Here is a 13,143-nt window from a genome sequence, read left to right as displayed (position 1 = left end):
CCCCCACATCGCCACATGCCCGTCGTTGATCGGGGACAGGCGCAGGTGCCGGTCCTTGGCTGCTGTTTCGGCGCGGTCGCGGGCGGCGTCCGGGTCGGCTTGGATGATCCAGGCCGGCAGTGCCCGCGTGACTCGCGGCCACGGCCACGCCTGCAACGCGTCCGCCAACTGCTTGTCCACCCAGCCAGCCGCCTGCACCGACAATGCCGCCGTGGCCTGGCAGACCTTGAGTGCCTGCCAGACCTGCACTGTCCCCGCGAGGACGGTGTTCCACAGTATGGGCAGCCGGTGCCGCAGATCCAGTGCGTCGCCGATCCGGCCCATCGCCGACTGCGGTGAGACGCCGAGTAGTGGGCCGATTTCGGTGGCCAGGAACTCACCCACCAAGGGTGTGCCGTCATGGCCCGGTTGAACCAGCCGTTCCATGCCGTCCAGCACGGCTTCCTGGTCGACCTGATAGAGGTCGGCGGCGTGCACGATCGCGACCAGTTCGCTTACTTCGGCGGCGAGTCGTTGCTGGTGGGCGTGGTCCAGCGCCGCGAACGCGGCCCGAACATCCTTGGGCGGCGGCTGGAAGACCTGGTCATCCGGGACGGGTGAGTCTTCTTCTGGTGCGGGTGAATCGCTCATGGGACTATTCAACCGCATCCCACCGACGTTTTTCGGGTTTTACCGTAACTACGTTCTATAATTTCCGTCACATCGCAAGGCCAGCATGCCATGGGCACTGAGGATGAGGAACTCGGGGGATCGGGGGGCGCGAGGGGACACAGAATATGGAGCCAGGGGGATTGGGGCGGTGCGAGGTGCCGCAGGACGCGGAGCCTGGAGAAAGGGGGCGGCGAGGTGACTGAGGACGCGGAGCCTGGAGAGAGGGGGCGGCGAGGTACCGGAGGACGCGGAGCCTGCGGATCGGGGTGGCGCGAGGTGATGAGACCGCGGCCCCGGGTCACCGGGTCACCGGGTCAACCTGCGGTCAGTACCAGCCACAACTGGCCGAGCCAAGGACCCAGCCACAGACCGGGGCCGTATGCGAATGCCTTGCCCAGTGGCGACGGGTGTCGGCGCCGCCACAACCGGACTGCCAGCCCCCAGCAGGCGCCGACGATCGAAGCGGCCAGCAGGCTGGTGTACCACAACTCGATGGAGCCCAGCCCGGTCAGGCCGCCGGCCATCGCGGCCAGCCGGACATCACCGAAGCCGAGCGCGCCGGTGAGCCACCAGAGCAGCGCGAACAACCCACCGGCCAGCGCACCGCCCAGGACAGCGCCAAGCAACACCTGCGGTCGGTCCAACGCCCCGGTAACGAGCATGGCGACCAACAGGCACCCAGTCGCAAACCGGCTGGCCCGGATCGGCAGCCATGTGGTGCGGGCGTCCACCGCCACCAGTACCAGCGCCGCGCTGGACCAGACCAGCCATACCGGACGCAGTTGGTCGGGCACGAACAGCACCACCAGCAGGCTACAGATCAGGGTGCCGACCAACGCTGCCAGGATGGCCGGCGTCGTGATCAGGTCGGCGTATCTGATCTTGTGCACGACGTCCGGTTCATCGGCTGGCGGCTCAGGATGGCGGGCGATGATGCCCAATTGGACGCCGGTCAGACCCAGCGTGGCTGCCGTCCAGCCGAGCCACGACAGCACCACGCTCACCGGTGATGGGGGCGGGGAGTCAGCGCGGTCTCAGCCACTCGCGCGGGATCAATTCCCCACGCCTCACAGCACGCCTCGGCCCGCAGTTGTTGCAGCCGTGAGCACCAGGCGTCGCCACCAGCCATCAGGGTGTTCACCGACCGGAGATCCGTGCCGAGGTGGAAGGCGATCTCTGCCGGGCTGCAGCCCCGTAACCCGAGCGCCCAGGTCAGTGCCCTCACCGAGGTGGCCTTGGCGGGCTCGCCCGACAGCACGGTCAGCTTGTTGTGGTCCAGGCGCAGCAGCTGGGTGGCGTCCATGTGCCGCAACTTGCGCAGCGGGCGCCCGTGCCGTCCACACAGCAACGTCCGGACCGTGGGCGACGGGACGCCGGCCGCCCGCGCAATCACTCGCCACGGCAGGCCGGTGTCGCTCACCAGTTGCCGGACCCAGGCGCGGAACGGCGCAGCGTCCACCCACACCCCGGTGGGTTCACCCGGCCTTTCCGGGGTGGGGTGGGGGCGGGGCGGCGCGATTGTAGAGCTCATGGGGTCTCCTTGGGGCGGGTGACTCGATTCTTCAGCCTTCTTGGCTGTTGACGTGCCCACTAAACCCGATCCCAATCACCGAGTCCACGCTCGTCCGGATACCGACAACACCAGTTGATTTCGGACAACACCGGCCGGTTTCCGGACAACACCAAGGGGGCCGACCGGTGCTCGTCGCACCAGCCGGCCCCCTTGTCCTGATCGGTCAGTTCACCGCATCGCGCGGGTGAAGCCGGCGGCCAACGCCGCCTGCTCACTGTTGAACCACACGTCGGCGTTCGTGCGGTCGTAACCGGCGGCGTCCGGGGTGTGGAACTTCATCGAGCGTTCGTTGCCCTTGATGGTGTACCCCTCCGGCGGCTCGGAGCCGACGTAGGAGCCCTCACCGTAGCCTTCCGCCGCGCGCTGGGCGGGTTCGCTGACTTCCGCCGAGCTGTCACCGGTGTCCGGCTCCTCGGTCAGCGGGCCGCCTTCGGAGATCATGACCTCCTCGGCCTCTTCCACCGACTCCTGGGCCCGGGTGTCCACGTCCTCGTCGACCGTGGTGGTGGCGGCGAAGGGGCTTTCTCCCCAGCCAGCCTCGGTGTCGTCGCTGCCCGGACGCACCGGCTCGGCCGGCGACCAGCCGTCGTCCTTGCTGCCCAGCAACGTGCGAACGACTACCACCGCGATTCCGACCAGGGCGGCGATGCCGAGGACCGTCGCGATCCTGGCGAGGATACCGCGCGAGCGACGGGCGGGCTTGGGTTCGGGGAGCAGCAGGTCACCCCGCAACGCGGCGATCGCCGAGCGGCCACGGCGGGACGCCTCGTGCACCGTCGCGTTCTCGTTGGCCTCCTCCCACAGCTCCTGCAGTTTCGGGTAGACGTCGTGCTCGACCCGGTCCTGGACGCTGGCGTAGGCGTGCTTCACGGCCGGCTGCACCCGGCTGGCGGCATCGCTCACCAGCGGCGACACCCGCTCGCGTGCGTCCTTGATGTAGGGGGAAACTGCTTCGGCTGCGGTGTGCGCCGCCTGCCTGGCGCGGGGTGCGACGTACTCGAAGGCCTTCTCACCGGCCTGTCTAGCCCTGGGCACCACGTACTCATAGGCCTGCTGCCCGGCATGCAGTGCATGCGGGGCCACCGATTTCACCGTGTCGGTCAGCATGCTGCCTTGCTCGAGCGCCATCTCGGCGGCCGATTCGGCGGCCTGACGCGCTTTCTTGCCCTTGCAGGTCATGGTTCACTCCGTTCATTTGTCTGGCTCGTGATCGAGCTTGCTCGTAGTCGAGCTTCTTCAACGCTACGTGCTGCATCCGGCTCGCGTGCCAAGCGGGACAGATTGTCGCCAGGTGTCTGTAAGGATGAGGAGTGGACATTCCAAGAAGAAAGGCGGCCCACATGCCGAAGGCCATCCTGCACACATCGATGGGCGACATCACCGTCGAGCTGTTCGCCGACTACGCCCCCAAAACCGTTGCCAACTTCGTCGGCCTGGCCAACGGGACGCGCGAGTACCGCGACCCCGTCGACGGCCAGGTGAAGACAGGCCCGTACTACGACAACACGATCTTCCACCGGGTCATCGACGGCTTCATGATCCAGGCTGGCGACCCAACCGGCACCGGCCGCGGCGGACCAGGGTACAGCTTCGCCGACGAGTTCTACCCCGACCTGGTATTCGACCGCCCCTACCTGCTCGCCATGGCCAACGCCGGGCCGGGCACCAACGGCAGCCAGTTCTTCATCACCGTAGCCCCACAGCCGCACCTCAACCGCCGGCACACCATCTTCGGTGAGGTCGCCGACACCGACAGCCGGGCAGTGGTGGACGCCATCGCGTCCACTCGCACCGCCCGCGGCGACCGGCCGGTGACCGACGTCGTGATCAACTCGATCACTATTCCCTGACGCCCATCTCGCCCATCCGCGCCCCGGATTTGGTCACGGGTGGGCGAGTACCGGGGCTTCGCGGCCGGGCGAGCTGTGCATTCGATACAGTGAGCTCGGTTTTCGCTAGCGAGAGGATCGTGGCCGCAGGTGTCAACGCAGGTGATGGCTTCGGGGCGGCGATCGCATGACCCGTGGACGGATGAGCAACCCATCCGCTCGGCCCTGTTCAGCCAGGAGCAGCTGGCCCGGCACGCCATGTCGCTGGCCGACAGTCACCTGGTCTCGCAGCGGGCGACCCCGGTGGTCTCCCTGCTGCGGCGTCTCAAGGAGAACGCCCGCGTGCTGGGGGAGTGCTACCTGAGGCTGAGCAGTGCCGCAGCCAGTGGCGCTGTGATCAGCCCGGCGTCCGAGTGGCTGATCGACAACTTCCACATCCTCGAGGAGAACACCCGCCAGGTCCGCCGCGACCTGCCGCGCAGCTACTTCGACGAGCTGCCCAAGCTGGGCCCGGGTTTCCTGGCCGGGCACCCCAGGATCTTCGCCATCATGTGGGCCTACGTGGCCCACACCGACTCCCTGTTCAAACCCGAGCAGCTGGCCAGCTACATCAAGTCCTATGAACGACGCAAGGCGCTGACCCTGGGCGAGCTGTGGGCGGTGGCGATCAACCTGCGCATCCTGCTCATCGAGAACGCCCGACGGCAGGCCGAACTACTCGATCGGGCGACTCGTGACCGGCGGCAGGCAGACCAACTGGCCGACCGGTTACTGGGCATCAACGGCCCCGCCGCGGCGTCCTTCACCACCACGCTGCTGCCGCGGGAGCAATCCGGGTTGACCAGCCGGGCCTTCATCGTCCAACTGCTGCGCAGGCTCAGCGGACAGACCATCGAGGGCCTGGACGGGTGGCTGGGCGACCAGCTCAGCCAACTGGGCGGCTCGGCCGAAGCGGTCATCCAGTCAGACCTCGGCGCCCAGTCCGTCGCGACCGTGACGATGCGCAACATCTTCCACTCGCTGCGGCTGGTCAACGACGTCAACTGGGAGGACTGGCTGGAGTCGGTCAGTGCCATCGAGGCCGAACTGCGCACCCACCCCGGCTACCGCGAACTCGACTTCACCACCCGCAACTCCTACCGATCGGCGATTGAACGAATCGCCCGCCGCTCCGACCAGGAGGAGCTCGACGTCGCCCGGGCCGCACTGTTCGTGGCCAACCAGTCCCCGGACGAGGTCGGCCGGGACATCGGCTTCTGGCTGATCGATGACGGTGTCGACCACTTCGAGCGCCAGCTCGGTTACCGGCCAACCTGGCATGAACGCCGGGTGCGGCTGGTCAAGGCGATGGGGTTGCCCGGCTACCTCGGCGGGCTGGTGCTCGCCACCGGCCTGGTGGTCGGCCTGCTGCTGTGGGCGGTTCACGCGCTGACCGGCGGCCTGGCTGTCGTCACGATGGTCGTGCTCGGGATTCTGGCCAGCCTCCCGGCCAGCGAACTGGTGCTGGCGCTTCTCAACTACGGCATCTCCAGGCTGTTGCCGACGACCTCGCGGCCCGGACTCGAGCTGCCCAACGGCGTGCCCGAAGCGCTGCGCACGCTGGTGGTCGTCCCGACCATGATCACCTCATCCGACGGCATCGAAGAGCTGATCGACAACCTTGAGGTGCACTTCCTGGCCAACGACGACGGCGAGATCTACTTCGCCGCAGCGACCGACTGGGCGGACGCCGCCAGCGAGCACACCGCCTCCGACGCCGAACTGCTGAACCAGGCCCGACAAGGCATCCGGTCGCTCAACGAGAAGTACGGCGAACGCTTCTTCCTGTTCCACCGGGAGCGGCGCTGGAACCCCAGCGAGGGTGTGTGGATGGGCTGGGAACGCAAGCGCGGCAAGCTGATGGAGCTCAACGCCTACCTGCGCGGTGCCACCGACACCAGCTACATCGCCTTCGAGGGACGCATGCCGGGCCGGATCCGCTACGTGATCACCCTTGACTCCGACACCCGGCTACCCCGTGACACGGCCAGGAAGCTGGTCGGCAAGATCGCCCACCCGCTGAACCGACCCGTCGTCGATCCGAAGACCGGCCGGGTGAGCCGTGGATTCTCGGTGCTGCAACCCAGGGTCACCCCGAGCCTGCCGTCGATTGATGACACCTCGTTCTTCCAGTCGGTCTACTCCACCCAACGGGGGCTGACGCCCTACTCGGTGGCGATCTCGGACGTCTACCAGGACCTGTTCGGTCGAGGCTCGTTCAGCGGCAAGGGCATCTACGAGATCGATGCGCTGGAAGCGGCGCTGGACGACCGGATCCCCGAGAACACCGTGCTGTCGCACGACCTGCTGGAGGGCAACTATGCCCGCTCGGGACTGGTCACCGATGTCGAGGTGGTCGAGGAGTACCCGACCAGCTACGAGGTCGACACCAAACGGCAGCACCGCTGGATTCGCGGCGACTGGCAGTTGTTGCCGTGGATCTTCGGCCGGCGCCGTTCCCAGATGGACGGGCTGGCCATCTGGAAGATGCTCGACAACCTGCGCCGCTCCCTGGTGCCGATCTTCGCGGTCGTGGGTTTCATTGTGACGCTGGCGCTGTCCAATTGGCAGCCGGCCGCCTGCTGGTTGCTGCTGCTGGTCGCCCAGCTGCTGCTGCCGTCGCTGATCGGCATCGTCAGCGCGCTGTTCGCGCCCGCCCGTGGCATCACACTGCGCAGCAAGTACCACACCATCGGAACCAACCTGGTGCATGCACTGCGGCTGGCCGCGCTGAACTTCATCTTCCTGGCCCACAAGGCCTGGTCCAATGCCGATGCGATCATCCGGACCTGCTGGCGGATGGTGATCTCCCGCCGGCACCTGCTGGAGTGGACCACGGCAGCGGCGTCCGCCAGGCAGGCCAGCGGCACCCTGGCGCGATTCGTGCAGCAGATGGCCGGCGGGTTGGTGCCGCCGCTGGTTGCACTGGTGGTCGCAGCGTTCAGTGGGTCGGGACAGCTGTGGGTGGCGCTGCCGGCGGCTGTGCTGTGGTTGATCGCGCCGCTGGTAGCCCAACGCAGCAGCGCCCGCCTCGACCGCGTCGAGCTCCAGGCCGACCCTGGCGACCTGCTCGAATTGCGGCTGGTGGCCAGGCGGACGTGGGGCTTCTTCGAGACCTTCGTCACCGCCGAGCAATCCCACCTGCCGCCGGACAACTTCCAGGAGGACCCGGAGCCGAAGGTCGCCAGCCGCACCTCGCCGACCAACATCGGACTGTACTTCCTGACCGTTATCAGCGCCCGCGACTTCGGCTGGATCGGTGCTTGCGAGACGGTGGATCGACTCGAGGCGACGATGTCGTCGGCGGCGAACCTCGAGCACTACCGAGGCCACCTCTACAACTGGTACGACACCGAGACCGGCGAGCCGCTCAACCCCAGGTACGTCTCCTCGGTCGACTCGGGCAACTACGCCGGACACCTGCTGGTGCTGGCCAGCTTCTGTCGCGACTGGCAGGAGAACCCGCCGGCTCCGGTGGACTGCAGGCAAGGGCTGCTGGACGGCGTCGGCCTGTTGGAGCAGGTGGCTGCGGAGTTGCCCGCCGAACGCTGGCACGATACCGATCGGGCAGCCGTCGACGCCGAGCTGGACAGGATCAGGCGGGCCTGCCAGGAACTGTCCGAGACCGCTGTGACCGAGCAGTCGCTGACCAGCTTCGGGGTCGTGGTCGGTGAACTGGTCGGGCAGGGCAAGTTGCCGGGCTCACTGCGGCACGTGGCCCAGTCGCTGGCCCACAGCGTCAACTCCGCGTTGCGTGACCTTGCCCTTGACGATGCTGGACGCCGCTGCCTGGCCGACCGGCTGGCCACTGTGGAGGCGCAGGCCCGGCGTGAGTTCGACGAGATGGACTTCGACTTCGTCTACGACCACGAGCGTCGGCTGCTGTCGGTGGGCTACTACGTGGACGAGGCGAAGCTCGACGAGTCCAGCTACGACCTGCTCGCCTCCGAGGCCCGACTGGGCAGCTATGTGGCGATCGCCAAGAACGACGTCAGTACCCGGCACTGGACCCGGTTGGGTCGCAGCGTGACCGCCGTCGGGGGCGGGGCCGCGTTGCTCAGTTGGTCGGGCTCGATGTTCGAGTACCTGATGCCGATGCTGGTGATGCGCCAGCCGGCGACCGGCCTGCTGGCCACCAGTTGTGAGCTGGCGGTCCAGCGCCAGATCCAGTACGCCAGGCAGGTGGGTGCCCCGGTGTGGGGCATCTCGGAGGCCGGCTACTACGCCCGCGACGCCCGGATGAACTACCAGTACTCCCCGTTCGGAGTGCCGGGTCTCGGCCTGGTCCGCGGCCTGTCCAACAACTTGGTGATCGCACCCTACGCGTCCGGCCTGGCGACTATGGTCAACCCGCGCGAGGCGATGGCGAACTATCGGCGGCTGGCCGGACTGGGCGCGCGCGGACGCTTCGGATTCTACGAGTCGCTCGACTTCACCCGCCGCCGTCTGCGGGACGGCCAGCAGTACGAGATCGTCCGCAGCTACATGGCACACCACCAGGGGATGACCATCGTCGCGATCGCCAACGTGGTGTTCGACGGGCGGATGCGCGACCGGTTCCATGAGGAACCGCTGGTCGTTGCGGCGGAACTGCTGCTCGAGGAGCGGGCGCCTGACCACGTCCCGCTCTCGACGGCCCGCCGTGCTGCCGATGTCGAACCGCGCACCACCAAGGCCCTGGGCACGCCGACCGAACGGGTCTACACCGGCGAGCTGGCCGCGGCACCGCACGTCGCGATGATGTCAAACGGCCGGCTCTCGCTGTCAGTCACCTCCGTCGGCGCCAGTGCAGTTCGCTGGGGCGGCCTGGCGGTGACCCGCTTCGCCACCGGTCCGGACGACGCCGGCACCGACCACATCTACATCCGCGACACCGAGTCCGAACGGGTCTGGTCACCCACCGCGCTGCCCAGGCACCGGCTGCCGGACCACTACCAGGTCCGGTTCACCGAGGACCGGGCGAGGTTCAGTTCGCACCTGGACTCCGACCTGACCGTCGTGGTGCAGCACCAGGTCTCGCCCGAGGCCGATGCCGTCGTCCGGCAGGTCACCATCTCCAACGATGGTTCCCAGATCCGTCGACTGGACGCCGTCAGCTACCAGGAGCTGGTGCTGGGACGACTGGCCGACGACCGGGCCCACCCGGCGTTCTCCAAGCTGTTCGTCCACACCGAGCACCTGGCCGAGGGTGACGTCCTGGTGGCCACCCGCCGACGCCGCTCGCCCAGCGACCCGGAGATGTGGGCGGCGCACTTCGTCACCGTCGACCGCGGGGAGGAGTATCTGCCGACCGGGCCGACACCGGAGACCGACCGGCGCAAGTTCCTGGGCCGTGGGCGAGACGTGGAGAACCCTGCCCAGCTGGCCCCGGGCGGCCGGCCATCCGGTACCACCGGGTACACCCTCGACCCGATCTTCTCGCTGAGTCAGCCGGTGGAACTGCCGCCCGGCGAACGGGTGGTGCTGTGCTGGTGGACCGTGGTGGCGGCCGACCGCGAGACCCTGCTCGGCCAGGTGGATCACCACCGCACCGTGGGTGCCAGCGAGCGGCTGTCGATGCTGGCCTGGACGCAGACCCAGGTGCAGCTGCGCCACCTCGGCATCGACGCCGAGGACGCGGCCGTCTTCCAGAACCTGGCCGGTCGGATCGCCTACCCGCAGGCCGAGTTGCGGCCCCCGGCCGATGCCCTGGCCAAGGCCGGGCCCCAGTCCGACCTGTGGTCGTTGGGCATCTCGGGTGACCTGCCGATCCTGCTGGTGCGCATCCATGACGTCGCCGACATCGGCCTGGTCAAGGAGGTCGTCCAGGCCTTCGAGTACTGGCGGACCCGCCGATTCGCCGTCGATGTCGTCCTGCTCAATGAGCAGGCCACCGGATACGCCCAGGACCTGCAACTCCAGCTCGAGCACGCAGCGGGGTCCATCTCGACCCGGACCGGGCACCCGGACTCCACCGGACAGGTCTTCGTCATCCGCCGTGACCAGGCGTCCGAGCAGGCGCTGGCCACCCTGCTGTGCAGCTCCGCGGTCGTCCTGCTCGCCCGGCGTGGCTCGATCAGCCAGCAGTTGCCGCCGCGGGCCATCCCGCGGGTGGCGGGGAACGGACGGCTGCGGGCGTTGCCACGCCGGCGCCTCGACGCACCGCTGCTGCCCGCCGACATCGAGGCCGACCTCCGGTTCTTCAACGGCTACGGCGGCTTCACCACCGACGGCGACGAATACGTCATCGTCTGTGATCCCGACCGGCCCACCCCGGCGCCCTGGACGAACGTGATCGCGAACGAACAGTTCGGCTTCCTCGCCACCGCCGAGGGTGGCGGCTACACCTGGTGGCGCAACAGCCGGGACAACCAGCTCACCAGGTGGCACAACGACCCGGTGACCAGCCGGGTCAGCGAGGCAATCTACATTCGGGACGAGGACACCGCCGCGGTCTGGTCACCAGCCGCCGCGGTGGCGCCGGCCGGCCGGCACGTCACCAGGCACGGCTTCGGCTACACCACCTACAGCCACCAGGGCCCGGAGCTGGGTATCGAGCAGACCGTCTTCGTGCCGCTCGACGACCCGGTCAAGATCAGCCACCTGAAGCTGACCAACAAGACCAGGCGGACGGTGCGGCTGGCGGTGACCAGCTTCGCCGAGGTGGTGCTTGGACAGCACCGTGACCTGACCGCCCGGCACCTGGCGACCGAGTCCGACCCGGTCACCGATGCACTGCTGGTGCGCAACCCGTTCAGCGTCGACTTCCCCGACCAGGTGGCATTCCTCGACATGGGTGGCGAGCAGTCGTCGTGGACCGGCGACCGTGCAGAGTTCGTCGGTGCGGTCGGTTCGCTGCGCCGCCCGGACGGCATCAGGCGCCGGGAGCCGCTGTCCAATCGGGTGGGTCCGGGGCTGGATCCCTGCGTGGCGATGCAGCAGACCGTGCGGATCGAGCCCGATCAGACCGTGGAGCTGCGCGTCCTGCTGGGAGCCGGCCATGACCTGACCGAGGTGCGGGCGCTGCTCGGGCACTACCGCAACCGTGACCTGGCCGAACTGCTCGACCAGGTGCGGCAGCACTGGCGGGAGTTGCTCGGTCGGGTGCAGGTGAGCACCCCGGAGCCGTCGTTCGACCTGATGCTCAACGGTTGGCTGCTGTACCAGACGGTGGCCTGCCGGATGCTCGCACGGACCGGCTTCTACCAGTCCTCGGGAGCCTACGGATTCCGCGACCAGTTGCAGGACTCGATGGCCGTTGTGCTGGTCGACCCGGCGCTGGCCAGGGAGCACCTGCTACGGGCGGCCGGGCGCCAGTTCATCGAGGGCGACGTCCAGCACTGGTGGCTGCCCGCCACCGGTGCCGGGGTGCGGACCCGGATCTCCGACGACGTGGTCTGGCTGGCCAACGCGACGGCCCGCTACATCGACGTGACCGGGGACGTGCAGGTACTGGACGAGCAGGTGGGGTTCCTGCAAGGGCCGGCACTGGCCTCCGGCGAGCACGAACGGTTCTTCACCCCCGGGCTGGCCGACCGAACGGCAACCCTCTACGAGCACTGCGTTCTCGGCCTGGAGCACGCCTTCCGCTACGGCAGGTCCGGGCTGCCGCTGATCGGCGCCGGAGACTGGAACGACGGCATGAACCGGGTCGGCGCCGGCGGCGAGGGTGAGAGCGTCTGGCTCGGCTGGTTCCTGCACGCCACCTTGTCGGCGTTCGTCCCACTGGCCCGTCGCCGCGGCGACACCGAGTTCGTGACCCGGGCGGCTACCGAGCAGCGCGCGCTGCTGGCCGCGCTGGAGGACGCCGGCTGGGACGGTGAGTGGTACCGCCGCGCCTACTTCGACGACGGCACCCCGCTGGGTTCGGCCGGCCGGGTCGAGTGCAGCATCGACGGCATCGTGCAGAGCTGGGCGGTGCTCTCGGGCGCCGCCCGGCCCGAACGGGCCACGCAGGCGATGGAGTCGCTGCACGGCCGGCTCGTCGACCACGACAACCAGTTGATCCGGCTGTTCACCAGGCCGTTCGACTCCTCCGAGCCCGACCCCGGCTACATCCGGGCCTACCCGCCAGGGGTGCGGGAGAACGGCGGACAGTACACCCACGGCGCGGTCTGGTCGATCTTGGCGTGGGCGGCGCTGGGTCGCGACGACCGGGCCGGGGAGGCGTTCCAGCTGATAAACCCGGTCAACCACGCCCTCGACGCGGCGGCGACCGAGCAGTACCGGGTTGAGCCGTACGTGCTGGCCGCCGACGTCTACTCGGTCGAACCGTACGCCGGGCGCGGCGGCTGGACCTGGTACACCGGGTCGTCAGGCTGGCTGTACCGGGCCGGGCTGGAGGCGATCCTGGGCCTGCGCCGGCACGGTGAGCGGCTGGAGGTGCGCTGCTGCCTGCCCCCGACGTGGGAGAAGACCAGCGTGCTCTACCAGCACGGCGAGGCCCGCTACGACATCGACATCTCCGGCGGACCGGGGGCTGGTCGGGTGGTCGTGGAGTGCACGGTCGACCAGCAGCCGGTGCCGGTGGTGGCGGGTGCGGCGATGATCAACCTCGACCGGTCACCCGGCACCCACTGGGTGAGCGTCAGGATCGGCCGCCAGGAGGAGTCAGTCGCCGGCGCCGAGTGAGAAGGTGGCGTCCAGGTCGTGCTGGCTGTAGGCGCGGAAGGCAAGGTGGGTGGTGGTGTCGATCACGCCAGGCACCTTGCTGATCCGGTCCGAGATGATGTCCGCCACTGCGTCGAAGCTGCGCACCCGGACGATGACGATCAGGTCGATCTGCCCGGTCACCGAGTAGACCTCGCTGACGCCATCGACGGCTGCGATCTGTTCGGCGACCTCGGGGATCTGGTCCGACTTGACTTGGACGAAGACGATGGCGGTGATCATGGCCTGATTCTATGGCGCCGCGGTGGCGAAGGCCCCGAGGGTCAGACGCGGCAGGTCGGCCTCGCTCAGGCCGACGTGCAGGGGCATCGACCAGTCGCCCTCGATGTCGATCAACCGCACCCCCGGCCGCTCGAGCCAGGCGGCCACCCGCTCGGCCTCCTCGATCGAGCAGGCCGGTAG

7 protein-coding genes are annotated in these 13,143 nt (G+C 68.5%); 2 read left to right on the top strand and 5 right to left on the bottom strand.

Going from position 1 to position 13,143, the window contains the following annotated elements:
• From WBL05_RS05395 to WBL05_RS05380, 4 genes are all read right to left on the bottom strand, one after another.
• Nucleotides 1-630 (bottom strand): DUF222 domain-containing protein (locus WBL05_RS05395; RefSeq protein ID WP_424224277.1); only part of this gene is annotated, 630 nt, incomplete at its 3' end.
• 335 nt (nt 631-965) lie between these two features.
• Complete coding sequence (locus WBL05_RS05390; RefSeq protein WP_424224276.1) at nt 966-1,655, bottom strand: prepilin peptidase; 690 nt, start codon at nt 1,653-1,655, stop codon at nt 966-968.
• Nucleotides 1,652-2,182: a hypothetical protein gene (locus WBL05_RS05385; protein WP_424224274.1), complete on the bottom strand. Its 531-nt coding sequence runs from the start codon at nt 2,180-2,182 to the stop codon at nt 1,652-1,654. Before WBL05_RS05385 ends, WBL05_RS05390 begins: the two co-directional genes overlap by 4 nt.
• 210 nt (nt 2,183-2,392) lie before the next feature.
• On the bottom strand, nt 2,393-3,403 hold the full coding sequence (locus WBL05_RS05380; protein WP_424224273.1) for a hypothetical protein: 1,011 nt from the start codon (nt 3,401-3,403) through the stop codon (nt 2,393-2,395).
• Between the two features lie 161 nt (nt 3,404-3,564).
• On the opposite strand from WBL05_RS05380, the gene WBL05_RS05375 reads away from it, so the two are divergent.
• Entirely contained in the window at nt 3,565-4,074 is a 510-nt protein-coding gene (locus WBL05_RS05375) for a peptidylprolyl isomerase (RefSeq protein ID WP_424224271.1), read from the top strand.
• Nucleotides 4,075-4,203: 129 nt separating this feature from the next.
• Entirely contained in the window at nt 4,204-12,702 is an 8,499-nt protein-coding gene (locus WBL05_RS05370; RefSeq protein ID WP_424224270.1) for a GH36-type glycosyl hydrolase domain-containing protein, read from the top strand.
• On the opposite strand, the gene WBL05_RS05365 is transcribed toward WBL05_RS05370, so the two are convergent.
• Nucleotides 12,682-12,963 (bottom strand): Lrp/AsnC family transcriptional regulator, encoded by a 282-nt coding sequence (locus WBL05_RS05365; RefSeq protein WP_424224268.1) that lies wholly within the window; start codon nt 12,961-12,963, stop codon nt 12,682-12,684. The two genes, WBL05_RS05370 and WBL05_RS05365, sit on opposite strands and share 21 nt — an antisense overlap.
• Nucleotides 12,964-13,143: the final 180 nt, after the last annotated feature.

This window comes from Brooklawnia sp. (assembly GCF_049651565.1).
GTDB lineage: Bacteria > Actinomycetota > Actinomycetes > Propionibacteriales > Propionibacteriaceae > Brooklawnia.
Note: the sequence above shows the minus strand (reverse complement) of the source record. Positions and strands in the feature narration are given on the sequence as shown.

What these genes read in the sequence shown, in the direction of transcription:
- WBL05_RS05385 (WP_424224274.1), bottom strand. Translation starts at nt 2,182, where the DNA reads ATGAGCTCTACAATCGCGCCGCCCCGCCCCCACCCCACCCCGGAAAGG.
- WBL05_RS05380 (WP_424224273.1), bottom strand. Translation starts at nt 3,403, where the DNA reads ATGACCTGCAAGGGCAAGAAAGCGCGTCAGGCCGCCGAATCGGCCGCC.
- WBL05_RS05375 (WP_424224271.1), top strand. Translation starts at nt 3,565, where the DNA reads ATGCCGAAGGCCATCCTGCACACATCGATGGGCGACATCACCGTCGAG.
- WBL05_RS05365 (WP_424224268.1), bottom strand. Translation starts at nt 12,963, where the DNA reads ATGATCACCGCCATCGTCTTCGTCCAAGTCAAGTCGGACCAGATCCCC.